We start from the raw sequence: 22,907 nt of genomic DNA, 5'->3' as shown, positions 1-22,907 counted from the left end.
CAGACTTTCCTTGCAGGTTTCCCGCATGACTTATCAATGTCCACTTTGTTTCCAGCCGCTTGAGCTGACCGGCCAGCAATGGCGATGTGCCGCTAATCATCAGTTTGATAACGCAAAAGAAGGCTATGTCAATCTGATGCCAGTGCAGCATAAACGCTCGAAACAACCGGGGGACAGCACCGAAATGATGGTGTCGCGCCGCGCGTTTCTCGATGCCGGACATTACCAGCCGCTGCGTGAACGGTTGGCGGATATCTTAGATACTGTGTTGCCGGAAACCGCAGAAACGTTGCTGGATATTGGCTGCGGGGAAGGGTACTACACCACCGCGCTGGCGGAGCGTTTAACGCAACGTCGCAAAATAAGTATCTTCGGGCTGGACGTGGCAAAGGTGGCTATCCGTTATGCGGCTAAACGCTATCACAACGCCTCTTTTTGCGTTGCCTCCAGCCATCGTTTGCCGTTCGCCGACAACTCGCTGGACGCCGTGGTACGCATCTATGCGCCGTGCAAAGCGCAGGAGCTTTATCGTGCGGTTAAACCCGACGGCGTGGTACTCACCGTCGCACCTGGCCCGCGTCATTTATATCAGCTGAAAGGTATGATTTATCAGGATGTTCAGCTGCACGCTGATCTGGATGAACAGCTTGAAGGCTTCGAGCGTGTGAGCACAGAAACGCTGGCTTATGGTATGCGCCTGTCAGGCGCTGAGGCGTTTGATTTGCTGCAAATGACGCCGTTTGCATGGCGGGCGACGGAAGAAGTCATGGCGAACTTGAAGTCTCAGTCTGCGTTCGAATGTGAGACTGACTTTGTGATCAGGCTGCACCAGCGCAAATCTGACCAATAGAACGTGTTTGGGTAAATCACCCTCAGTAACCAAGATGTTCGAGCAGGATACTTAAGTCAATTACTGATGATTAACCATTAAATTGTAAATTCTTTCCAGATCGTCCAGTTCATTGACGCGAATGAGTAATTTTTTCTGCTCTAACTCAAATACCAGCACACCATCTTCGGAAAGGTTCATGCTTCGGATCCTGTCATAGGTGATGAACGTATTGGCGAAATAAAAACCCTGAGGTTTGAACAGCATTTTGGGCCAGCGAATAAAGGATAAATAGAAGGCAACAAGGCCTAAACCAATTAACAGGTAATTCGTTATCGCCGTGCCGTTTGAATGGATATTGTTGTACAGAAGGATCGCCAGCAGGCCAATGAAAATGACGGAGTCCAGTCTGTTGCGACGACGCAGGTTCACCCGCAGCTGCGTTTTGCCGTTTTTGGTGTCCATGATGAATTCGTCGTAGATGGCGTAGGCAAGTAACAGAAGGGTAAACAGGGCGAGGACAATATCGGTAACAGACATGAAAAACTCCAGCTAACAGCCATCAGGCAAAACAAGATAAAAACACAGAAACCGGCAAAATACAGCGATAAAAAAACCGGGGGATTGCTCCCCCGGTTTTCAAGGTTATCAGAGACCTAACAGGCCAATCCAGTAACCGAAGATACCGATGGCGAAGAAGCCAACGATAATCCACAAGGCATTCACTTTCTTACGCAGCAGCCACATACAGCCGAAGGTCAGCAGTAATGGCACCAGACCTGGCATCAGCTGGTCCAGAATCGTCTGTACCGTGGTGACCGTGGTATGACCCGTCTGGTCGGTGATTTTTGAGACCACCAGCGGAATGTTAACGTGCGTCCACTTGTTAACCAGGGCCCCCATGACAAAGAGGCCGAGAATTGACGCCCCCTCAGTCAGTTTTTGCAGGAAGCCGCCGCCCATATCGCTGACGATATCGACACCTTTTTTGTAGCCATATGACACGCCGTAGTAACGGGTCAGCAGGCGTACAAGGTTAAACAGAACGAAGAACAGCAGCGGACCCAACAGGCTGCCGGTCATCGCAATACCTGCGCCAAGTGCCGCAAATACCGGACGAACAGTCCCCCAGAAGATTGGGTCACCCACACCGGCCAGCGGCCCCATCAGACCGACTTTCAGGCCGTTGATGGCCGCGTCGTCAATAGGTGCACCGTTAGCACGCTGTTCTTCCATGGCCAGCGTTACACCCAAAACAGGCGCTGCAACGTAAGGATGGGTGTTGAAGAATTCCAGGTGGCGTTTGATGGCCGCTTTGCGATCGTCGTTATTTTCAGGATAGAGACGACGAATTGCAGGCACCATACAGAAGCAGAAGCCTAACGCCTGCATACGTTCGAAGTTCCATGACCCCTGGAAAAGGTTGGAGCGCAGAAACACACCGCGAATATCGCCGGCCGTGAGTTTTTTAACTTCAGTTTGATCAACCATGTCCTTCACCCTTAATCCAATTCGTTGTCGAGATCGTTAACACCCGGTGCAGCTGCCGCTTGCGCAGACTTGTTGTATTTCGGGCTCAACTGGATGTAAAGAATCGCCATCACCACACCAATCACACCCAAGGCAACCAGGTTGAAGTTGGTGAATGCAGCAGTAACGAAACCAAGGTAGAAGAACGGCATCAGGTAGCCAGCGCGCATCATGTTGATGACCATGGCGTAACCGACTACAACGATCATACCGCCGGCGATGTTCAGACCGTTGGTGACCACTTCAGGGATGGATGCCAGCAAATCATGAACGATGGCAGTACCCACAGAAACCGCAACGATGACAGCAGGAATTGCGATACGCATTGCCTGCAGAACCAGCGCCGAAACGTGGATCCAGCTAATCGCGCTCAGGTTCCCTTTTTCAGCAGCCTTATCGGCAGCGTGCTGGAAGGCAACGGTGATAGTACGAACGATGATGGTTAATACCTGGCCGGCCGCAGCCAGTGGAATTGCCAGTGCGATACCTGCACCAACAGACTGTCCGCCTGCGATAACCAGAATGGTGGAAATAATGGAAGCCAGAGCGGCATCGGGGGCAACAGCGGCACCGATGTTCATCCAACCCAGAGCGATCATTTCCAAAGTACCGCCGATGATGATCCCGGTTTTAACATCACCCAGAACAAAACCGATTAAAGTACAAGCAACTAACGGACGGTGAAACTGGAATTCATCCAGGATCGAACCCATCCCTGCAATACATGCAACAATAAATATCAGCACAATTTGTAGTGTGGTGATCTCCATTGCACTTCTCCTATGACCAAAGGACGCTGAGTGTAAACAGGCACATCAGGCAGATAACGTTGAGGGAATCTGCAAACTACGATGTGGCTATTAATTCATCTTATTAATGAGATCCATCATCTTGAGGCGTGAGTCGGTAGAGACTTTACGCACTTCAAGCTCGATACCTTTTTCATTCAATTTCTTGAACGCTTCGATATCTTTTTCGTCGACGGACACGGCGTTATTCACCTGAGTTTTGCCCTGACGGAAAGCCATACCCCCGATGTTTACGGTCGTGATTTTCACGCCACCCTCAACCAGACGTAGCACGTCCGTTGGGTTAGTGAACAACAGCATGACGCGGTCGTTGGCATATTTAGGGTTGTCCCAGACACGAATGGCTTTCGCGACGTCGACAACGTGTGCGGTAACACCAGGAGGGGCAACCTGAGTCAGCAACGTTTTACGCACGGTGTCGGCAGCCACTTCATCGCTGACAACAATAATGCGGGTCACGTTGGTTTCTTTGGTCCAGCGGGTCGCTACCTGGCCATGGATCAAACGGTCATCGATACGGGCAAGGCCGATTTTCATATGGTCGTTCGGACCGGCAGGTTTCGCCGGGGCAGCTGCTTTTGGCGCAGGGGCGGCAACAGTGGCTTGAGGCGCAGCTTCTGGCGCTTTCAGTGCTTTCACACCGAGTCGGCCCGTTTCTACTGCGATGGCAACCAACTCTGCGAAAGAGGGGTTATCATCACGTGCCATGAAAGTCTCTGCCAGCATCGGGATGTTAACACCGGTGACAACTTCGTAATTTTCTTTATCGACAACAATGCGGCTGGCGGCGTTGAACGGGCTGCCACCCCACGTATCGACCAGGAAAAGAACGCCGCTGCTGGTGTCTAAACCCCCCAACTTTGCCGTGTACTTTTCGATCAGGGTTTCGGCGTTTTCGCCGGGAACGAAATCAATGAAGGCGACATTATCCTGTTCACCTAAAATCATTTCCGCTGTTTTCAGCAACTGCTCAGCTGCTGACCCGTGCGTGCCGATGATAATAGCAATACTCACTCGCTACCTCCTCTGTTAACTCTTGGAAAGAGTTATGCACATAAGTAATGGTGCTGATGATGTCCGCCCGTTTTTATTCCTGAGACGGACAGGGCACTCCCTGCGTAACTGATCTTTCCTTAACTTCTGATAAGACGGCTAAACAGTAAAACTGCAGAACCTCAACAGGTTGTGCGACGTGATTTATTTTAGTGTGCGAAAAAATAATTTTTGTGACGACTGTCCGTTATTCAACGACGTAATGTGAATACGCTTTCACGTGGGTAATAAAACAGCATAGTTGTTACAGGATGATGCTGAAGGTAAAAAATCATACTTTCTTCATATAATCATTCCTGATAGAGTAATTTTCCCAATAATTGAACAGGAGTACCGGGCCTCAGCCCTCCCTATGGACTGTCACCGACGTCACTATTCTTCGCTTTTTCACCTCATGATCACCGGCAAATCCGCCCCAATGGGCCTGATTTTTGCCGCACTGAAACCGCTTTCATCTGCCAATTTTGCAGTAAAAAAAGTTTGCCGGGCTACTGACAGCTCAGCGAATTGCGTTTCTTTGCGTCTTTTTTCTTTAACTCATTGCGGAGTCTGACATGGAATTTCTGATGGACCCTTCAATATGGGTCGGTTTGTTGACGCTTGTCGTCCTGGAAATTGTTCTGGGTATCGACAACCTTGTATTTATTGCCATTCTTGCCGATAAACTGCCGCCTAAACAGCGCGATAAAGCCCGTATTATCGGCCTGTCGCTGGCGCTGATTATGCGACTTGGCTTGCTTTCTTTGATCTCGTGGATGGTCAAACTGACCACGCCGCTGTTCAGCATTGCGCAGTTCAGTTTCTCCGGACGTGACCTGATCCTGCTGGTCGGTGGTCTGTTCCTGCTGTTTAAAGCCACGACCGAGCTGCACGAGCGGCTGGAAGGGCACGACGAACAGGGAACGCAGAACCGGGGCTATGCCAGTTTCTGGTCGGTCGTCGCACAGATTGTCGTCCTTGATGCGGTGTTCTCACTCGATGCCGTGATTACGGCCGTCGGCATGGTAAACAACCTGGCTGTCATGATGACGGCGGTTGTGATCGCCATGGGCGTCATGTTACTGGCGTCTAAGTCACTGACGCGTTTCGTGAATAACCATCCGACGGTTGTTGTGCTGTGTCTGAGCTTCCTGCTGATGATCGGCCTGAGTCTGATTGCAGAAGGATTTGGCTTCCATATTCCTAAAGGCTATCTGTACGCCGCGATTGGTTTCTCGATTCTGATTGAACTGTTCAACCAGATTGCGCGCCGCAACTTCCTGAAAAGTCAGTCAAACAGGCCGATGCGTGAACGTACCGCCGAGGCAATTCAACGCCTGATGGGCGGGAAACGCCAGAATCAGCATGAAGATGAACCGGCGGGCGATGTGTTACCGGCGGGCGAGACATTTGCCGAAGAAGAACGGCACATGATCACCGGCGTACTGACGCTGGCATCGCGCACTCTGCGTAGCGTAATGACCCCGCGAACCGAAATCTCATGGGTAGACTGTGAACAGTCACCGGCTGAAATTCGTCGTCAGTTGCTGGATACACCGCACAGTTTATTCCCAATCTGCCGTCATTCTCTGGATGACGTCATCGGGGTCGTTCGTGCGAAAGACCTGCTGGTTGTGCTGGAAAACGGTGAAAACATCGTGGCATTTGCGGAAAAAACGCCGCCGATTGTGGTGCCGGAAACTATGGACGTCATCAATCTGCTGGCTGTTTTGCGTAAAGCGAAAGGTCGTCTGGTGGTGGTGAGTAACGAGTTTGGTGTGATTCAGGGGCTGGTGACGCCGCTCGATGTGCTGGAAGCCATTGCGGGCGAGTTCCCGGACGAAGATGAAACACCGGACGTTATTGCTGACGGTGAATCGTGGATCGCCAAAGGTGGCACCGATTTGCACCTGTTACAGCAAGTCCTTGATGTGAATACGCTGGTCAGCCCCGACGATGATTTCACTTCACTGGCAGGTTTATTGCTGTCGAAGTCCGGGCAGATGCCGGTGGCGGGTGAAGTGATTGAAATGGCTTCACTGCGGTTTGAGATTCTGAACGTGTCGGAATACCGCATTGAGCGTGTGCGCATTACACGCATTAAGTCAGAGCATGACTGGGAGCAGGAACAGTAACCGGTTCTGCTTGCGTGAAAACGGCGACTCCGGTCGCCGTTTTTTATGGTCTGAATTCAGCGCCTGTGCATCAGGCTGGTTTGGTTTCTTCCCGCAGTGTGATGATTTGCGTCGATTTGTTATAGCGCTCAAGCCAGATAGGAAAGACTTCAATCGGCATCGGGCGGGCAAAATAGTAACCCTGCAATGAATCGACTTTACGCTGACGCAGGTACTCCACCTGCTCACGCGTTTCCACGCCTTCAGCAATCAGCTTCAGATTCAGGCGCTGCGCCAGCGTAATAATCGTATCGGTGACCGTCGCGTTAATTGCATCCGTGCCAATCGACGCGGTGAAAGCCTGATCAATTTTAAGTACGTCTGGGTTCAGGGTTTTGAGATAACTCAGCGAGCTGTGGCCCGTGCCGAAATCGTCAATAGCCAGCAGAATGCCCATTTCTTTCAGTTGCGAAATTTCAGCAGCACGTAACTCCTGCAAACGGGTTCGTTCCGTCAGTTCCAGCATCAGGGAAACTGAAGGCTGCGCCGGGAGCCACAACGTGCGGATGTCATCCACAATTTCCATGTTATTAAAATGCTGTGCCGCGACATTAATACTGACGTAAAAGCCCGGCGTGGCAGGGAACACTTCCAGATTATTGGCAACGGTCTGAATCAGGTATCGCGTGAGCGAAATGATCAAACCATGTTGTTCGGCAAGCGGAATAAAGACATCGGGCGACACCCATTCCTGGCGGCGATTCTTCCAGCGCATCAGGGTTTCCACGCCGATACAGCGGCCATCTGTACTGTTAATGATCGGCTGGCAATACACCTTAAATTCGCGGTGCGAAATCCCGTGACTGATCGGATAGGCCAGACTGATCCGGCTGCCGGAGAGCAGATAAACGGCGGTGGCGGTCAGCAGACTGATCAACAAAGAGAGAGGCAGATGAGTGAAAAGTTCATTCCAGGCTAAATCGCTGGCTTCTTCGCCAAAGAGTGAAACGGAAAAATCGTACTTATCAGAGCTGACGCTCAGCAGCGCAGGGTGCGGGAGATCGCTGGTTTCCACAATCGTATCACTGCCATATTCGAGGTTTTGATTTCCAACGTTTAACACGATGTGGGCGGCGTAAGGCAGTTGGGGCTCAAGCAGGAAGTTCGACAAAATACCGATGTTATAAACAAACAGTTCGCCGTTGAGATTATCCGGCGTTGTTGGTTGCCAGAGTACCAGCGTCGGGGCATCCACCCGGCTCCATTTTGAAGCGCGCAGATCAAGCTGCGTTTTGCCCTGAGCCAGGGAAGGCAGTGTTTTATTGAAATTGAGATCCAAAGCACCAATCAGGCTTGAACAAGTAATCGTACCATTACTGACAAGGCTGATGGATCGCAACGTTTGCATTCGGGCGACCGTTTGTTGCATCACCGGTTGCAGCGCATTGCAGCTAAGAGTCTGGTCGATAGGAATCGCTCTTCCGGCTGGCGAGGCCGGGTCGAGTAATTTCTCCAGTTTTTCAACGGTATGAATAGCCACGCGTTGTTGGTCTTCGGCGATGACCTGAGCTTGTTCGTAAATACGAATGCCCAGTGTCAGAAGCAGCGTACATACCCCCAATGCGCAAGCGAGCGCAATGCGATAGTAACGATACCTCGCAAGTCCGGTCTGGGAGAACAGCATCGTTCTAATCCTTGTATCCCGTGTTAAGAGCAGGCTCAAAATTATTATTTTTAAAGGTTTACCGATGCGTAACAGCCGTTTTGTTATTATTGATAGTAGCTGTAAATCTCCGGCCGCTCAGCCTGTGTTGTAGAAAACTCCCTATTTTTCTCGGTAAAAAACAAAGAAAATCTCTATCAGAGACGTTGTCACGTGATTTTCCCTGCTCATCTCAGGCATGTATTTTCGATGTTATAGAGAGGTTCTCTGAACGGGAAAATCAGGCGGAAATCAGCATGCCGTACCTGCAGGGTAGAATGCAAGTGTCAGTACCATTATGTATTGATAATACAACAGGTTGTTGTTACCGAAGGTTTTATTGCTACCTGCTTCCACCCGCGTGGTATTTCCTGCGGCAAACGGGCTAAAAGGGGGGCAACCCGCCGCCGCAGAAACACGAACAAATCCCGTACGGAATCAGTCGCACTGTACCTTAATGGCTAATCCGCCACGGGACGTTTCGCGATACTTGGCGTTCATATCTTTGCCGGTTTCGTACATCGTCTCAATCACTTTATCCAGCGAAACACGAGGCTCACTGGTCCGGCGCAAGGCCATACGTGCGGCGTTGATGGCTTTTACGGAAGCAATCGCGTTACGTTCGATGCACGGAACCTGAACCTGCCCGGCAACCGGATCGCAGGTTAGGCCCAGATTGTGTTCCATACCAATTTCAGCCGCCACGCACACCTGTTCCGGGCTGCCGCCCAGCAATTCTGTCAGGCCCGCAGCCGCCATTGAACAGGCCACACCGACTTCGCCCTGGCAGCCGACTTCCGCACCGGAAATTGACGCATTCATTTTGTAGAGAATGCCAATCGCGCCGGAGGTCAGGAAATAGCGCAGGTAAATATCCGGGCTGACGGACTGTATATACTTGTCATAGTAGGCCAGCACCGCCGGAACAATCCCGCAGGCACCGTTGGTCGGCGCAGTCACTACGCGCCCGCCCGCCGCATTTTCTTCGTTCACAGCCAGAGCAAACATGTTCACCCAGTCGATCACATTCATCGGGTCTTTTGAGAGTTGATCGTTAGACACCAGCATTCTGCGCAGGGCGGAAGCGCGACGCGGAACGCGCAGCGGGCCAGGCAGAACGCCTTCCGTATTCAGACCACGGTCGATACAGGCCTGCATGGTGTGCCAGATTTTCTCGAAATACTGCTCGATGTCCTGTTTGCTGTGCTGAGCAAGCTCATTTTTCATCATAAGGCCTGACAGCGAAAGGCCCGTTTCCTTACATTTTGCCAGCATTTCGCTGGCCGAATTAAAGCTGTAAGGCACCGTCACTTCATCCAGTACCGGCTGACCGAAATGCTCGTCATCAACAATAAAACCTCCACCGACGGAGTAGTAGGTTTTGCTGTAAATCATTTTGTCACCCGCAAAGGCATGAATTTGCATCGCATTTTCATGGCGCGGCAAATTCTCACCGCGAAACACCATGCCAGTGTCGCGCGGAAAATCAACTTCGTGCTGAGTTTCACCCAGCGGTAAACGCTGACGCTGCTCAACGTCGCGAATAAAATGGGGAATGCCGTCGATGTCGACGGTATCTGGCTGGTTACCCGCCAGACCTAAAATAATGGCGATATCTGTGTGGTGGCCCTTGCCTGTCAGAGACAGAGAACCAAAAACGTCCACGGCGACACGCGTAACGGCAGGCATCATGCCCTTTTCGAGCAGGTCATCAGCGAACTGTTTCCCGGCTTTCATCGGGCCCAAAGTATGGGAACTGGAAGGGCCAATCCCGACCTTGAACATGTCGAAAACGCTAATCACGTCGAATACTCCTGTAATGAATTACGGCAGGGAACGGGATCCCTGACAGCCACAACTTAACTTGTGGCTCACTCTATAGTTTAAAAGGCCTGATGGGCAAAAGTTTCATTTTTCGCATGAAATAAACTTATTTGATGCAAAAGTGTGATCGGAATGTAATTAGCGGGCTCAGGCTTCAACCTGCCGGGCGAGCTGACGGAGGATCGCAGCCGTGAGTCCCCAGACAAATTGCTGCTGATACCAGGATAAATACACCCGGTGATGGATGCCTCTGCGATGAATATCCAGAGTGTGATAGCGGGCAAGATCAAACGCTTCCTGCAAGGGCATTTCAAACAGCTCGGCGACTTCATCTTCTGCCGGATGGAATGTCACATCGACCGGCAACAGCCCGACAACCGGCGTCACCTGAAAACCGCTGCTGCTGTCCTGCGGTGAAAGCGTGCCTAAAACGTGAACCTGTCCCGGCTCAATAGCGACTTCTTCCTGAGCTTCGCGCAGCGCGGTGGCAATTATCGAGGCATCCGTTGCATCGGCCGCACCGCCGGGAAAGGCGACCTGACCGGGGTGTTTGCGCAATTGATCGGAACGGCGTGTCAGCAGAATTGTCGGTTCTTTCCGGCAGATAATCGGAATTAACACGGCGGCATGACGGGTTCCGCGCAATGCCGGCGCAGGCAAACGCGGTTGCTGCAACTGAAAACGCAGGATGAAATCTTCCACGGCGGGTGAAAAGGTCTGTACGCGTGCGCGCTGTTCCAGCAAAGTCACGGCTGAACGTCTCCTAACTGCGGCAATATGCGGGCAATTTTATCGAAGGTTTCCTGATATTCTGCCTGTTCCTGACTGTCAGCCACAATCCCGCCGCCTGCCCAACAGTAAATTTTCCCGCCCGCCGTCAGCAAGGTGCGGATGGTGATATTGCTGTCCATTGTGCCGCAGCAACTGATGTACGCAATGCTGCCGCAATAGCCGTTACGCCTTTGGGGTTCAAGTTCTTCGATGATTTCCATCGCGCGGACTTTCGGCGCGCCGGTAATTGAACCGCCGGGGAAACACGCGCGCAGCAACGCGCTGGCGTGGCACTTGTCCGGTAATTCTGCGGTTATCGTGCTGACCAGATGATGAACCGCCGGGAAGGGCTCGACTTTAAATAATTCGGGAACGCGTACGCTGCCCGGCGTGGCAACGCGGCCAATGTCATTTCGCAACAAGTCGACGATCATCAGATTTTCCGCGCGATCTTTTTCCGATGCCGCCAGCCGCCCAGCCTGACGCGTATCTTCTGCGGGATCTTCACTGCGCGGCAACGTCCCTTTAATCGGGCGCGTCTGGATCTGATGGTCTTTTAGCCAGATGAAACGCTCTGGCGACAGGCTGATTACCGTGTTTTCAGGCAAACGCAGAAACGCCGAGAAGGGTGCCCGGTTCGCCTTGTTCAGCCGTAAAAATGCCTGCCACTCGTCACCGGAATAGTGCGTCGAAAATCGCTGTGCGAGGTTAATCTGATAGCAATCGCCGTCGTGAATGTATTCCTGAATCTGGCGGAATTTGGCACCGTATTCTTTGCGGGTCATGTTGGACTGCCACGGCGCTTTCAGGCTGAAGGGTTGCACGACCGCGGCCTGTTGCTGCGTCAGCCAGTGCAGGCGGTCAGCAATATCATGGTGGCAAACCAGCGTCAGACGTTGCAGATGATGATCGGCGATCAGCGCCCAGTCATAAATACCGACCGCCATATCCGGCAGGGCAATATCCTGTTTTGCGGTGTCAGGCAATGTTTCAATGCGCCGCCCTAAATCATAGCCAAACAGGCCCAGCGCGCCGCCCAAAAACGGGAAATCAGGCGAGCTTTCCGCCTGCAAACCGGATGCTGACAGGTATTCTTGCAGCAGGGCAAATGGATCGTCTTTCCGCGACGTCATTTCACCGTTTTGTTCAACCTGCGTGATATCACCGCGCGTCGTCAGCGTGATCAGCGGATCCGCGACCATAATATCAAAACGATTGTGCTGATGCTGCGCAGCACCGGAATGCAAAAGCATGGCCCATGGCAACGCTGAGAGCGCAGAAAATTGCTCAGACAGCGCATCGGGATGATACGGCAAAGAATGAAAATTCACGGACCGGATGGATTGCATGGCAGGTATGAGCTTCTCGGGCGCAATTAAAACGTAGCAGAGCACCGATCCTAACATAGAATCGGCTGCCTGAAAGCAGCGCAGGCGATTTGCATCAATAAGGCGTATACTGTGCAACCCCGCAGCCTGCGGGCCGATTTAACGTACAACAGGAATCTCCCATGCTGACAGGTATGCCTTCATTATCACATTCCGAACAAGAACAGGCCGCCGATCGTATCCGCCAGTTAATGGAAAACGGGATGAGCAGTGGCGAAGCCATTGCAACCGTAGCAGCAGAAATCCGCGAAACGCACAAAGGCGATCGCGTGACCGTTATCTTTGATGACGAAGATGAGTAAATTTCTACCCTGATAAGCACTTATCAGGCATAAAAAAACCGGGCCCTTTGCGGAGTCCGGTTTTTTTTCATCTTTATCCAGGCATCAGCCTTTAACGACAATCGCCGCCGCAGCCTGTTTCGCCTGCTCAACCGCGTCTTCGACGTTATCGGCAATCGCCAGCGCCACGCCCAGACGGCGTTTACCGCTGATTTCCGGCTTACCGAACAGACGGATCTGGTTGAAACCGGTCAGCGCGTTTTCCAGCCCGCTGAAAGAAACGTTGTGGCTGGTCAGTTCCGGCAGAATAACGGCCGAAGCCGACGGGCCAAACTGGCGGATTTTCCCGACCGGCAAGCCTAAGAAAGCGCGAACGTGCAGGGCAAATTCGGACAGATCCTGAGAAATCAGCGTGACCATTCCGGTATCGTGCGGACGCGGTGAAACTTCGCTGAAAATCACTTCATCGCCGCAGACGAACAGTTCAACGCCAAACAGGCCTTTACCGCCCAGCGCTTTCACCACTCTTTCCGCGATGTCTTTCGCGCGCTGCAATGCCAGTTCGGTCATCTGTTGTGGCTGCCAGGATTCGCGATAATCGCCATCTTCCTGACGGTGCCCGATGGGCGCGCAGAAATGAATGCCGTCAATGGCGCTGATGGTCAGCAGCGTAATTTCAAAATCAAACTTCACCAGACCTTCAACAATGATGCGCCCGCCACCGGCACGGCCACCTTGCTGGGCATAATCCCAGGCCGTCTGTAACTGTTCGGCGCTGCGGATCAGGCTTTGGCCTTTACCGGATGAACTCATTACCGGCTTGATGATGCACGGGTAACCGATTGCGTCGACGGCCTGACGGAAAGACGCTTCGTCGTCAGCAAACTGATATGTCGATGTCGGGAGTTTCAGGGTTTCTGCGGCCAGACGGCGGATACCTTCGCGGTTCATGGTCAGACGCGTCGCTTCGGCGCACGGCACCACGTTATGGCCCTGTTTTTCCAGCTCCACCAACATACTGGTGGCGATGGCTTCAATTTCCGGCACAATAAAATCAGGGCGTTCGCTTTCAATAACGGCTTTCAGCGCGTCGCCATCGAGCATATTAATGACATGGCTGCGGTGAGCGACCTGCATCGCTGGTGCATCCGCGTAGCGATCGACAGCGATCACTTCAAGACCCAGGCGCTGACATTCGATCGCCACTTCTTTACCCAGCTCGCCAGAGCCTAACAACATGACGCGGGTTGCGCCGGTGCGCAGTGCAGTACCAATGGTTAACATAGCTTCGTACCCAGATCTTTGAGGAAGGAAAGTAGGAATTTCGGGGCGCAGTATATCTGATTTTTTTTGTGACGAAAACGATTGCGCGGCGCGTTTGATAAATTCCCTGCGTGCGCAGAGGGGCGCTTTACAGGATTTTTTGGCTCCGTTTTCGGCTGTTTAAGGCAGTCAGCGGGCGTCTCTGTTATCATTTAGTAAACCATGGCGCCAGATCTCCTGTCGCTGCCCCGATTTTTGCCTCACATAAAGAGTTATCGCCTTGAGCACGCATTCCTTTTCTGTCCTGACATTGCCCGCTGAGCAACTTTCTAACCTGAATGAACTGGGTTACACCGAAATGACCCCGATTCAGGAAGCCTCTTTGCCCGCTATCCTGCAAGGTCAGGACGTCCGCGCCAAAGCTAAAACCGGCAGTGGTAAAACAGCCGCGTTCGGCATTGGTTTGCTGAACAGCATCACCGTTTCACAGTTTGTGGCGCAGGCGCTGGTGCTTTGCCCGACGCGCGAGCTGGCCGATCAGGTCAGTAAAGAATTACGTCGTTTAGCGCGCTTTACCCAGAACATCAAAATCCTGACCCTTTGCGGTGGCCAGTCTATCGGCCCACAGAACGAATCGCTGGTTCGTCAGCCACACATTGTGGTCGGCACGCCGGGCCGCATTCAGGAACACCTGCGCAAAGGCTCGTTGAAGCTGGACGATCTGAAAGTGCTGGTGCTCGATGAAGCCGACCGCATGCTGGACATGGGTTTCAGTGAAGATATCGAAGATGTGGTCAGCTATACGCCGCAATCCCGCCAGACGCTGCTGTTCTCAGCGACTTACCCGGATGGCATTGAGCGCATCAGCTCCAAATTCCAGCGCGAGCCGCTGAAAGTGGAAATTGAAGGCGAAGATGATGTGGCCGATATCAAACAGGTCTTCATCGAAGCCGATAAACATCAGCGTTTATCCTTGCTGGCTGGCGTGTTGTACCAGCATCAGCCGACATCGTGCGTAGTGTTCTGTAATACCAAACGCGACTGTCAGGACGTTTATGATGCCCTGAGCAGCAAAGGGATCAGCGCGCTGGCGCTGAACGGCGATCTGGAACAGCGTGACCGTGACCGCGTGCTGGTGCGCTTCTCCAACGGCAGTTGCCGTGTGCTGGTGGCGACCGACGTTGCCGCGCGCGGGCTGGACATCAAACAGTTAGGTCTGGTTATCAACTACGAACTGTCTTTCGATCCGGAAGTCCACGTTCACCGCGTAGGCCGTACCGGACGTGCGGGAACCAGCGGTCTGGCTATCAGCCTGGTGACGCCGCAGGAAATGCCACGCGTAACGGCGCTGGAAGATTACACCCGTCAGCGGTTTACCTGGCAGCCTGCCGCACAGGCGCTGGCGGCAACGCCAGTGGCGCTGGATCCTGAAATGGCCACGTTGTGCATCGACGGTGGCCGTAAAGCTAAAATCCGTCCCGGCGATATTCTCGGTGCACTGACCGGTGATGCGGGGCTGACTGCAGCGGAAGTCGGTAAAATTGATATGTTCCCGATCCACGCTTATGTAGCCATCCGGCAGAAGAGCGCGAAGAAAGCCCTGCAACGTTTGCAGGAAGGGAAAATCAAAGGAAAAAACTGCAAAGCGATTATTTTACGCTAAAAGATTATCGTCACGTTTTACGTCGCATGTCTGATTGTTAATGTTGTGTTATTGGCTTGTTGATGATTATATTGTCTGACGCAAGCGATGACCTTGCGCTAAGTATGGATATTGTTCCGGCAAGGTCACCCGTAATAAAAGACAAAGACTGGGAAGACGAACGATGAAAAAGATAATCTTGAGCGTAGTAATGGCAGTCGCAGGATTGAGCGGCCTGATCCAGACCGCTCAGGCCGATGAGCCTGAAGTGAGAACGGCGACGGTCACTCCGTGCGCAAATGCGACGAAAGATGAAATCGCGGCGATGGTCAAACGCGATTTTCTGCAAAACCGCATTCCGCGCTGGGATACTGATAAAAAAGTACTCGGCACGTCTACACCTGTCGCCTGGGTTGATGCGGGCAGCATCAGCGGTGATAACAAAAAATGGGATATCCCGCTGAAAGTGCGCGGCGATCATGCAGACAAAACCTACGACGTGACATTGAACTGCCAGCTCGGTGAAATCACCTACAGCACGCCAGCCTGAGTTTTCCCCTGCGCCCGTCACCCCTGCCGGGCGCATATTCCTGCTAAGTCCCGCACGTTCCGTCCCTTGGTTTCCCCGTTCAAACCTGTCACTCTTGTCACACCATAAAGAGGACAAAGAGATCCGTGATGATGACACCTCCAAAGGCTGAAAAACGCCCGAAAACCCTGAGCGTACACGGTGATAACCGCGTCGATAATTACTACTGGCTGCGTGATGATGACCGCGCCGATCCTCAGGTTCTGGCGTATCTGACGGCAGAAAACGAATATACCGATCAGGCCATGCAGCCACATCAGGCGTTACGTGAAACGCTTTACGGAGAAATGGTCGCGCGCATTGCGCAGCAGGATCACTCCGTCCCTTACGTAAAGCACGGTTACCGTTATCAGACCCGCTATGAACCGGGCAATGAATACGCGATTTACCTGCGCCAGCCCGCCGCTGAACATGAAAACTGGCAGACGCTGATCGACGGCAATGAACGCGCCAGCGACGGCGAGTTTTATACGCTGGGCGGTTTAGATATCAGCCCGGACAATAAACTGATGGCCGTGGCCGAAGATTTCCTGTCCCGTCGCCAGTACGACATCCGCATCAAAAAGCTGGATGACGAAACCTGGACCGACGATCTGCTGAAAAACACGTCCGGCAGCAGCGAGTGGGCTAACGATTCTCAGACGCTGTATTACGTCCGCAAACACAAGAAAACGTTGCTGCCGTATCAGGTTTACCGCCACGTTGTCGGCACGGATCCGAAAACCGACAAACTGGTTTATGAAGAGAAAGACGACACGTTTTACGTCGGACTGGATAAAACCACGTCAGAAAAATACATCCTGATCCATCTCGACAGCACCACAACATCTGAGATCTTGCTGCTGGATGCCGATGATCCGCAGGCGACGCCGAAAGTGTTCCTGTCGCGCCGTAAAGATCATGAGTACGCGCTCGATCATTATCTGGGCCACTTCTATATCCGTTCGAATAAAGACGGTAAAAATTTCGGTCTCTATAAAAGCGAAAACGGTACCGAGGCGCAGTGGCAAACCCTGATCGCACCGCGCATTGAAGTCATGCTCGAAGGTTTTAGTTTATTCCGCGACTGGCTGGTGGTGGAAGAACGACATCAGGGGCTGACGCAGCTGCGCCAGATCCACTGGACCAGCGGTGAGGAAAAATCACTGGCGTTTGATGACCCGACGTACACCACCTGGCTGGCGTACAACCCGGAACCGGATACGTCGTTGCTGCGTTACGGCTATTCGTCGATGACCATGCCAAGCTCGCTCTTTGAGCTGGATCTCGACACGCACGAACGCACGTTGCTCAAACAGCAGGAAGTGAAAGATTTTGATGCGGCGAATTACCGCAGCGAACGCGTCTGGGTGACAGCGCGCGATGGCGCGAAAGTCCCGGTTTCACTGGTTTATCGCCGTGGATTGTTCAAACCAAATACCAATCCGTTACTGGTTTACGGATACGGTTCTTACGGCAGCAGTATGGATCCGGCGTTCAGCGGTAGCCGCCTGAGCCTTCTCGACAGAGGCTTTGTTTTCGCCCTGGCGCATATCCGTGGCGGCGCTGAACTCGGCCAGCAGTGGTACGACGACGGCAAGCTGTTCAACAAACTCAACACGTTCCACGATTTCATTGATGTGACGAAAGAACTGGTGGCTGAAGGTTACGGGGACGCAGGACAGGTTTATGCGATGGGCGGCAGTGCCGGTGGTTTGCTGATGGGCGCGGTGATTAATCAGGCACCTGACCTGTTCCACGGCATTGTTGCGCAGGTTCCTTTCGTCGATGTTGTCACTACGATGCTTGATGATTCTATTCCGCTGACGACCGGCGAATATGACGAGTGGGGCAATCCGAACGACAAAGCGTATTACGACTATATGTTGCAATACAGCCCGTATGATCAGGTTCGTGCGCAGGCTTATCCGCACATGCTGGTGACGACCGGTTTGCATGATTCACAAGTGCAATACTGGGAACCGGCGAAGTGGGTCGCGAAATTGCGTGATGTCAAAACCGACGATAATCAGCTGCTGATGCACACGGATATGGATTCCGGCCACGGCGGCAAATCTGGACGTTTCAAGGCTTACGAAGATATCGCGCTGGAATATGCCTTTGTTCTGTCGCTGGCAGCGAAAGAACAACAGGTTCCCCCGAAATAATTCGAGTCGCAGGAAGGCGGCAAGTGAGCGAATCCCGATGAGCTGACGTGGGTCAGTGATTCGGGTGAGCGAGTGCAGCTAATGCATCTGCGGCTTGAAGTATGACGGGGGAATAAAAAAACCCGCATTCAGCGGGTTTATTCTACGAAGTCACTTTATCAGGCAGCTGCTTTCTTGGCTTTTTTATCAGCCTTTTTCTCGGCAGGGGTCTTCAGTGGCTTTTTCTTCGCATTTTTTTTGCTATCCATTCCTTTACTCATGATCGCCTCTCTTTAAAGCTTGTGGATTGGGTTGCTCACCTATTTACTGCTTAAATCGTGCCGGTTGCAAGTCCCATCGTATTTCCTGCAAAACTTTACACAGCCCCCTGTTTTATATTCCGGTTGTGAATTGCACGATAAGTATGCGAACAGTATGCAAAACAATGATTTTTGGTCATTACACCTTGTCGGCGTGTAATCAATGCGCTGTTATGAACAGGCACGCATCTCAATCAATACACTGGCCGAATAGAACAGGAAATGTCATGCCAAAATTAAAAGGGTTGTATCCACCTCTGGAAGCCTATGCCAGCGGCATGCTTGATACGGGCGATGGCCACCAGATTTACTGGGAACGCAGCGGAAACCCGGAAGGTAAACCCGCGGTATTTCTACACGGCGGGCCGGGCGGAGGTTGTTCATCGGTTCACCGGCAACTTTTTGATCCCAATGATTATGACGTCATGCTGTTTGACCAGCGTGGCTGCGGGCGTTCAAAGCCTCACGCCAGCCTCGATAACAACACGACCTGGCATCTGGTCGAAGACATCGAACGCCTGCGAAAATTAGCGGGCGTTGATAAATGGCTGGTGTTTGGCGGTTCGTGGGGATCAACGCTTGCGCTCGCGTATGCCGAAACGCATCCTGACCGCGTCAGTGAATTGGTTCTGCGCGGTATTTTTACGCTGCGTAAGCAGGAACTGGCCTGGTATTACCAGGATGGCGCCTCCCGTTTCTTCCCTGAAAAATGGCAGCGGATTTTGTCGATTTTGGATGATGAAGAACGCAAGGATGTCATCGCTGCTTACCGTGCACGTCTTACATCGGCGGATCGCACCGTTCAGCTGGAGGCCGCGAAAATCTGGAGCTTGTGGGAAGGGGAGACCGTGACGCTTTTACCTGCGGAAGGTTCGTCATCTTTCGGTGAAGATAACTTCGCGCTGGCGTTTGCCCGCATCGAAAACCATTACTTCACGCATCTGGGGTTTCTGGACAGCGACGATCAGCTTTTACGCAACGTCGAACGCATCCGCCACATTCCCGCCGTGATTGTCCACGGTCGCTACGATATGGCCTGTCAGGTGCAAAACGCCTGGGATCTGGCGCAGACCTGGCCAGAAGCGGAACTGCACATCATCGAAGGAGCAGGGCATTCGTTTGACGAGCCCGGGATCCTCGATCAGCTAATCCGTACAAACCAGCGTTTCGCCACCCGACGCTAACGGTTTCAGTGCTCCCGTTTGCTCGCGGACCCGTCGCTTATTTCTGCTTCGGTTCGTAAGGTAAGCGGGAGAATTTATGTGATTCCCCGCGATAAAACATGACCCGCTCACGGAAGTAAGTGCGCAGATGCACAGGCTGCTCGCGTTCCGCCATCTCAGCCACAACGGGCATATTGTAACGTTCCTTAAAAGCGACGGCTGACGCGGCGAGATCGACGTTAATGCGATCCATCTCTTCTTTACTGATTTCGGCCAGATTGCTACTCATTGTTGTTTCCCGCTAAACCATTTCACCGCATTGTACCCGACCCAATCCGTGGGGTGAATGTTGTCTTTGGAATTTTATTACAGCTGATGCTATGCGTGAGATTGAGAAGTGATATCAGGTAAATAAGAACCATTCCCGAAATCTAAGGTGATAATTAAATTCATGCAGGAATATAAAATGGATTATTCAAATAGGAATGATTCTTTTTAATAACATCCCGCATGTTAATGATTATCATTAATCTATATTTTGGTTAAAATAAATATCATTAAATTCAATTGGTTAAATTATATTGTTGCCCATATGAATAATAATGTGAATCGGGTGTTTTTATTTTGTATTGATGCGGGCATAATGCAGATAAATAATCTCATTTATCTGCCTTAATTTATTTTATGGAGCCGCATCATGCTTAAAAAAGAAATGATCGACCAGCTGAACGAACAGCTGAACCTCGAGTTTTACTCTGCCAATTTATATTTGCAGATGAGTGCATGGTGCAGCGATAAAGGCTACGAAGGCGCAGCGGCGTTTCTGAAGCAGCATTCCATGGAAGAAATGGACCACATGCATCGCCTGTTCAAATACGTCAGTGATACTGGCGCACTGCCTTTGCTGGGCGCGATTGCTGCACCGCCAGTGGCATTTGAGTCTCTGACTGATTTGTTCAAACAAACCTATGAGCACGAGCAACTGATCACCCAGAAAATCAACGAACTGGCCGACTTGTCCATGACGCTGAAAGACTATTCTTCTTTCAACTTCCTGCAATGGTACGTTGCTGAACAGCATGAAGAAGAAACGTTGTTCAAATCCGTTCTCGATAAACTGGCTCTGGTCAGCAACACCGGAAACGGCCTGTTCTTCGTGGATAAAGATCTGAAGAACATGGTGGCGCAGGCACCTGCAGGCTAAATTCCTGCCGTTGTGATTCATAAAAACGCAGAGTGCTCACGCCTCTGCGTTTTTTTTATGTTTTTTTGACAAACGTTTTGGGGTGGTTTGCGATAAAGTGACGGCGTTATAAATTCATCGTTAAGCAAGCCAAGGAATTATCGTGTTCAAAAAAACCACTTCTCTTTGCCGTGCACTGGCAGTCTCAGCTGTTTTGCTGAGCGGATTTATCTCACAGCAGGCTTCTGCCCACGCACATCTGAAAACAGAAACGCCTGCCGCCGACACTGTTGTCACCGCCAGCCCGTCTGAATTGTCACTGGGTTTTAGCGAAGGCATCGAACCTAATTTCAGCAAAATCACGCTGACCGACGCAGAAAATAAAATCGTCAAAACCGGTGCTATGACGCTCGCCGCGAATGACAAAACTCAGGCGGTTCTCCCGCTTCCGGAAACGCTGAAGCCGGGTAAATACCTTGTAACGTGGAGCGTTGTCTCCGTTGATGGTCATAAAACACACGGTCAGTACAGCTTTATCGTTAAATAAACGATGAGCCTGACTGCCATGTTTGTCCTGTGCCGGTTTGTCCATTTTGCTTCACTGATGCAAATTTTTGGGTTGAGCGTCTTTTGCTCCTTACTGGCACCGCAAGGCTTTTCCGCCGTATTGCTGCGTAAAAATCAGTCTCTGATGATGTGGTCTGGCATTCTGGCGGCGGTGACGTCGGTGGGAATGCTGGCGATTCAGGCCGCGCTGATGGGAAACGGCTGGGGCGACGGGCTGAACCTGAACGTCTGGCTGCTGGTGCTCACGACGTCGTTTGGTGATGTCTGGCGCTGGCACCTCTTGCTGACGGCGGCATTATTGCTGGTCATGCTGATGGACTGGTTGCCGGGGCGCAATGTGTTCGTCTTTTTGTGCGCACTCGGTTTACTGATGAGTCAGGCGCTGATCGGCCATGCAGCGATGCATGATGGCGCGCTGGGGCTGTTACAACGGACTAATCATGTCGTGCATCTGCTCAGCGCGGCCTACTGGTTCGGGTGCTTATTCCCGCTGCTGACCTGCATGTTGTTTACGCGACAACCTGCGACACGCCCTTATGCGATTGCCACGCTCATTCGGTTTTCCGTCTGGGGCCATGCCGCCGTCGCGCTGGTTATCCTGACCGGCATCCTGAATACCGCGATTGTTTTGCAGCGCTGGCCGGTCGATATGACCTCGCTTTACCAGCGTCTTCTGGTCATCAAAGTGGTGCTGGTCGGGATCATGTGCTGCATCGCCATTTTCAACCGTTACTGGCTGGTGCCGTTAATGGGTAAACAGCCGGAGCGTGCGCAGAGTCGTTTCATCATGATGACGTGGCTCGAATGGGGACTTGCGCTACTGGTTTTACTGGCGGTGAGCTGGTTTGCTACTCTCGCGCCTGTCTGAAAGAATTGAAGAATTTACTATTTACTGAGGAAAAATCATGAGGAAAACACTGCTCGCCTGTGTGTTGCTAACCTTATCTGCCGGCAGTTTTGCTGCACCACAGGTCGAGACGATCAGCCGCCTGCAATATGGCAAAGCCTGGGCTTTTACGCGTGAAGAAGTCATGCTGCAATGCCGTCCCGGTAACGCGCTGTATGTCATTAACGACAGCACACTGGCGCAATATCCTCTGAACGACGTCGCCAAAGAGCAGGTCAAAAACCGTCAGGTTCAGGCTGTGCCGCTGGAGAAAATCTGGTTAGACGATCCGGCAAATCCGGGGCAAAAAATGAGTCTGGCGCCGTTTATCGCCAAAGCCGAGACGCTTTGCTGAATGGCCGTGCAGCCGCTAACCGCCTGATGTTAATCCCATGTTTTGCGTATGTTGTCACACAATGAAAATAATACATCGTTGTTATTATCACTATGTTTCAAACTGGGTGGAAAATAGTCAGGCCTCGGCTACTCTTTAAGTTGTACGGCTTAACCGCCTGCATTAATGCCAACTTTTAGCGCACGGCTCTCTCCCAAGAGCCATTTCCCTAGACCGAATATAGGAATCGTATTCGGTCATTTTTTTGACTGTTTTTTAAATCAACCACTTATAATAAAAACAATCACTTAGACTACTTTCACTTACCCTCAATGTTACTCATTTGGATTCTCCATCGCCATTATATCGCCACTGATTTGAGCCAGCGGATTCAGGTGGATAGCGTCTTCCAGGTGATCCGGAGCGAAGTGCGCGTAACGCATAGTGACCCGGATATCTGAGTGCCCGAGGATTCGCTGCAGCACGATGATGTTGCCGCCGGACATCATGAAATGACTGGCGAACGTATGCCGCAGAACGTGCGTCATTTGTTG

General features: G+C 51.9%; 21 protein-coding genes and 1 pseudogene. 11 read left to right on the top strand and 11 right to left on the bottom strand.

What is annotated here, in order from left to right; translation table 11 throughout:
- Positions 1-25 precede the first annotated feature (25 nt).
- The gene (rlmA, locus tag BV494_RS09480) at positions 26-850 is read left to right on the top strand and encodes a 23S rRNA (guanine(745)-N(1))-methyltransferase (RefSeq protein WP_104922651.1); all 825 of its coding nucleotides are present in this window, start codon (positions 26-28) and stop codon (positions 848-850) included.
- 60 nt (positions 851-910) lie between these two features.
- On the opposite strand, the gene BV494_RS09475 is transcribed toward rlmA, so the two are convergent.
- The 4 genes from BV494_RS09475 to manX form a co-directional block, all read right to left on the bottom strand.
- Positions 911-1,369, bottom strand: coding sequence for a DUF986 family protein (locus BV494_RS09475; RefSeq protein WP_104922650.1), 459 nt, complete (start codon positions 1,367-1,369; stop codon positions 911-913).
- Between the two features lie 108 nt (positions 1,370-1,477).
- The gene (locus BV494_RS09470; RefSeq protein ID WP_104922649.1) at positions 1,478-2,320 is read right to left on the bottom strand and encodes a PTS mannose transporter subunit IID; all 843 of its coding nucleotides are present in this window, start codon (positions 2,318-2,320) and stop codon (positions 1,478-1,480) included.
- A gap of 11 nt (positions 2,321-2,331) precedes the next feature.
- Entirely contained in the window at positions 2,332-3,129 is a 798-nt protein-coding gene (locus tag BV494_RS09465) for a PTS mannose/fructose/sorbose transporter subunit IIC (RefSeq protein WP_104922648.1), read from the bottom strand.
- Positions 3,130-3,219: 90 nt separating this feature from the next.
- Positions 3,220-4,182 (bottom strand): PTS mannose transporter subunit IIAB, encoded by a 963-nt coding sequence (gene manX / locus BV494_RS09460; RefSeq protein WP_104922647.1) that lies wholly within the window; start codon positions 4,180-4,182, stop codon positions 3,220-3,222.
- A gap of 593 nt (positions 4,183-4,775) precedes the next feature.
- Here manX and BV494_RS09455 point away from each other — a divergent pair.
- A complete protein-coding gene (locus BV494_RS09455) occupies positions 4,776-6,335 on the top strand; it encodes a TerC family protein (RefSeq protein ID WP_104922646.1) in 1,560 nt (519 codons plus the stop codon).
- 70 nt (positions 6,336-6,405) lie between these two features.
- On the opposite strand, the gene BV494_RS09450 is transcribed toward BV494_RS09455, so the two are convergent.
- The 4 genes from BV494_RS09450 to pabB all read right to left on the bottom strand — a co-directional run bounded on the left by BV494_RS09450 (position 6,406) and on the right by pabB (position 11,960).
- On the bottom strand, positions 6,406-7,998 hold the full coding sequence (locus BV494_RS09450; RefSeq protein WP_104922645.1) for an EAL domain-containing protein: 1,593 nt from the start codon (positions 7,996-7,998) through the stop codon (positions 6,406-6,408).
- A gap of 456 nt (positions 7,999-8,454) precedes the next feature.
- Entirely contained in the window at positions 8,455-9,819 is a 1,365-nt protein-coding gene (locus tag BV494_RS09445) for an L-serine ammonia-lyase (RefSeq protein ID WP_104922644.1), read from the bottom strand.
- Positions 9,820-9,987: 168 nt separating this feature from the next.
- Entirely contained in the window at positions 9,988-10,590 is a 603-nt protein-coding gene (locus tag BV494_RS09440; RefSeq protein ID WP_104922643.1) for a CoA pyrophosphatase, read from the bottom strand.
- Positions 10,587-11,960 carry an aminodeoxychorismate synthase component 1 gene (gene pabB, locus BV494_RS09435; RefSeq protein ID WP_104922642.1) on the bottom strand — a complete coding sequence of 458 codons (1,374 nt, stop codon included), beginning with the start codon at positions 11,958-11,960 and terminating at the stop codon, positions 10,587-10,589. The genes BV494_RS09440 and pabB overlap by 4 nt, the downstream gene beginning before the upstream one ends.
- 161 nt (positions 11,961-12,121) lie before the next feature.
- On the opposite strand from pabB, the gene BV494_RS09430 reads away from it, so the two are divergent.
- The gene (locus tag BV494_RS09430) at positions 12,122-12,301 is read left to right on the top strand and encodes a YoaH family protein (protein ID WP_104922641.1); all 180 of its coding nucleotides are present in this window, start codon (positions 12,122-12,124) and stop codon (positions 12,299-12,301) included.
- Positions 12,302-12,385: 84 nt separating this feature from the next.
- On the opposite strand, the gene purT is transcribed toward BV494_RS09430, so the two are convergent.
- Positions 12,386-13,564 carry a formate-dependent phosphoribosylglycinamide formyltransferase gene (gene purT, locus BV494_RS09425; RefSeq protein WP_104922640.1) on the bottom strand — a complete coding sequence of 393 codons (1,179 nt, stop codon included), beginning with the start codon at positions 13,562-13,564 and terminating at the stop codon, positions 12,386-12,388.
- Between the two features lie 259 nt (positions 13,565-13,823).
- On the opposite strand from purT, the gene dbpA reads away from it, so the two are divergent.
- The 4 genes from dbpA to pip all read left to right on the top strand — a co-directional run bounded on the left by dbpA (position 13,824) and on the right by pip (position 19,404).
- Positions 13,824-15,206, top strand: a complete 1,383-nt coding sequence (gene dbpA / locus BV494_RS09420; protein WP_104922639.1) for an ATP-dependent RNA helicase DbpA — start codon at positions 13,824-13,826, stop codon at positions 15,204-15,206.
- 163 nt (positions 15,207-15,369) lie between these two features.
- Positions 15,370-15,735, top strand: a complete 366-nt coding sequence (gene yebF / locus BV494_RS09415; RefSeq protein WP_104922638.1) for a protein YebF — start codon at positions 15,370-15,372, stop codon at positions 15,733-15,735.
- Between the two features lie 128 nt (positions 15,736-15,863).
- The gene (locus tag BV494_RS09410) at positions 15,864-17,921 is read left to right on the top strand and encodes a S9 family peptidase (protein ID WP_104922637.1); all 2,058 of its coding nucleotides are present in this window, start codon (positions 15,864-15,866) and stop codon (positions 17,919-17,921) included.
- Positions 17,922-18,447: 526 nt separating this feature from the next.
- Complete coding sequence (pip, locus tag BV494_RS09400) at positions 18,448-19,404, top strand: prolyl aminopeptidase (protein WP_104922635.1); 957 nt, start codon at positions 18,448-18,450, stop codon at positions 19,402-19,404.
- A gap of 37 nt (positions 19,405-19,441) precedes the next feature.
- Here pip and BV494_RS09395 read toward each other — a convergent pair whose 3' ends face one another.
- Positions 19,442-19,672, bottom strand: a complete 231-nt coding sequence (locus tag BV494_RS09395; protein ID WP_104922634.1) for a DNA polymerase III subunit theta — start codon at positions 19,670-19,672, stop codon at positions 19,442-19,444.
- Positions 19,673-20,080: 408 nt separating this feature from the next.
- Here BV494_RS09395 and ftnA point away from each other — a divergent pair, with 408 nt between their 5' ends.
- From ftnA to BV494_RS09375, 4 genes are all read left to right on the top strand, one after another.
- Positions 20,081-20,587: a non-heme ferritin gene (ftnA, locus tag BV494_RS09390; RefSeq protein ID WP_104922633.1), complete on the top strand. Its 507-nt coding sequence runs from the start codon at positions 20,081-20,083 to the stop codon at positions 20,585-20,587.
- Positions 20,588-20,726: 139 nt separating this feature from the next.
- The gene (gene yobA / locus BV494_RS09385) at positions 20,727-21,113 is read left to right on the top strand and encodes a CopC domain-containing protein YobA (protein WP_439958384.1); all 387 of its coding nucleotides are present in this window, start codon (positions 20,727-20,729) and stop codon (positions 21,111-21,113) included.
- 3 nt (positions 21,114-21,116) lie between these two features.
- The gene (copD, locus tag BV494_RS09380) at positions 21,117-22,001 is read left to right on the top strand and encodes a copper homeostasis membrane protein CopD (protein ID WP_104922631.1); all 885 of its coding nucleotides are present in this window, start codon (positions 21,117-21,119) and stop codon (positions 21,999-22,001) included.
- A 34-nt stretch (positions 22,002-22,035) separates the two neighbouring features.
- Positions 22,036-22,374, top strand: a complete 339-nt coding sequence (locus tag BV494_RS09375) for a YebY family protein (RefSeq protein ID WP_226790077.1) — start codon at positions 22,036-22,038, stop codon at positions 22,372-22,374.
- A gap of 314 nt (positions 22,375-22,688) precedes the next feature.
- On the opposite strand, the pseudogene BV494_RS09370 reads toward BV494_RS09375, so the two are convergent.
- Positions 22,689-22,904: pseudogene (locus tag BV494_RS09370) on the bottom strand (tyrosine-type recombinase/integrase); the annotation flags it as partial.
- Between the last annotated feature and the right edge of the window lie 3 nt (positions 22,905-22,907).

The sequence above is a fragment of the Rahnella sikkimica genome (genome assembly GCF_002951615.1).
Classification (GTDB): domain Bacteria; phylum Pseudomonadota; class Gammaproteobacteria; order Enterobacterales; family Enterobacteriaceae; genus Rahnella; species Rahnella sikkimica.
The sequence above is the reverse complement of the archived record's forward strand: the minus strand, read 5'-3'. Positions and strand labels throughout refer to the sequence as shown.

Bases quoted from the DNA above. Each gene is read 5' to 3' on its own strand.
- pabB (WP_104922642.1), bottom strand. From the start codon at position 11,960: ATGCAATCCATCCGGTCCGTGAATTTTCATTCTTTGCCGTATCATCCC.
- BV494_RS09475 (WP_104922650.1), bottom strand. From the start codon at position 1,369: ATGTCTGTTACCGATATTGTCCTCGCCCTGTTTACCCTTCTGTTACTT.
- BV494_RS09410 (WP_104922637.1), top strand. From the start codon at position 15,864: ATGATGACACCTCCAAAGGCTGAAAAACGCCCGAAAACCCTGAGCGTA.
- BV494_RS09470 (WP_104922649.1), bottom strand. From the start codon at position 2,320: ATGGTTGATCAAACTGAAGTTAAAAAACTCACGGCCGGCGATATTCGC.
- BV494_RS09465 (WP_104922648.1), bottom strand. From the start codon at position 3,129: ATGGAGATCACCACACTACAAATTGTGCTGATATTTATTGTTGCATGT.
- BV494_RS09430 (WP_104922641.1), top strand. From the start codon at position 12,122: ATGCTGACAGGTATGCCTTCATTATCACATTCCGAACAAGAACAGGCC.
- BV494_RS09455 (WP_104922646.1), top strand. From the start codon at position 4,776: ATGGAATTTCTGATGGACCCTTCAATATGGGTCGGTTTGTTGACGCTT.
- copD (WP_104922631.1), top strand. From the start codon at position 21,117: ATGAGCCTGACTGCCATGTTTGTCCTGTGCCGGTTTGTCCATTTTGCT.
- yebF (WP_104922638.1), top strand. From the start codon at position 15,370: ATGAAAAAGATAATCTTGAGCGTAGTAATGGCAGTCGCAGGATTGAGC.
- ftnA (WP_104922633.1), top strand. From the start codon at position 20,081: ATGCTTAAAAAAGAAATGATCGACCAGCTGAACGAACAGCTGAACCTC.
- BV494_RS09395 (WP_104922634.1), bottom strand. From the start codon at position 19,672: ATGAGTAGCAATCTGGCCGAAATCAGTAAAGAAGAGATGGATCGCATT.
- BV494_RS09450 (WP_104922645.1), bottom strand. From the start codon at position 7,998: ATGCTGTTCTCCCAGACCGGACTTGCGAGGTATCGTTACTATCGCATT.
- rlmA (WP_104922651.1), top strand. From the start codon at position 26: ATGACTTATCAATGTCCACTTTGTTTCCAGCCGCTTGAGCTGACCGGC.
- purT (WP_104922640.1), bottom strand. From the start codon at position 13,564: ATGTTAACCATTGGTACTGCACTGCGCACCGGCGCAACCCGCGTCATG.
- pip (WP_104922635.1), top strand. From the start codon at position 18,448: ATGCCAAAATTAAAAGGGTTGTATCCACCTCTGGAAGCCTATGCCAGC.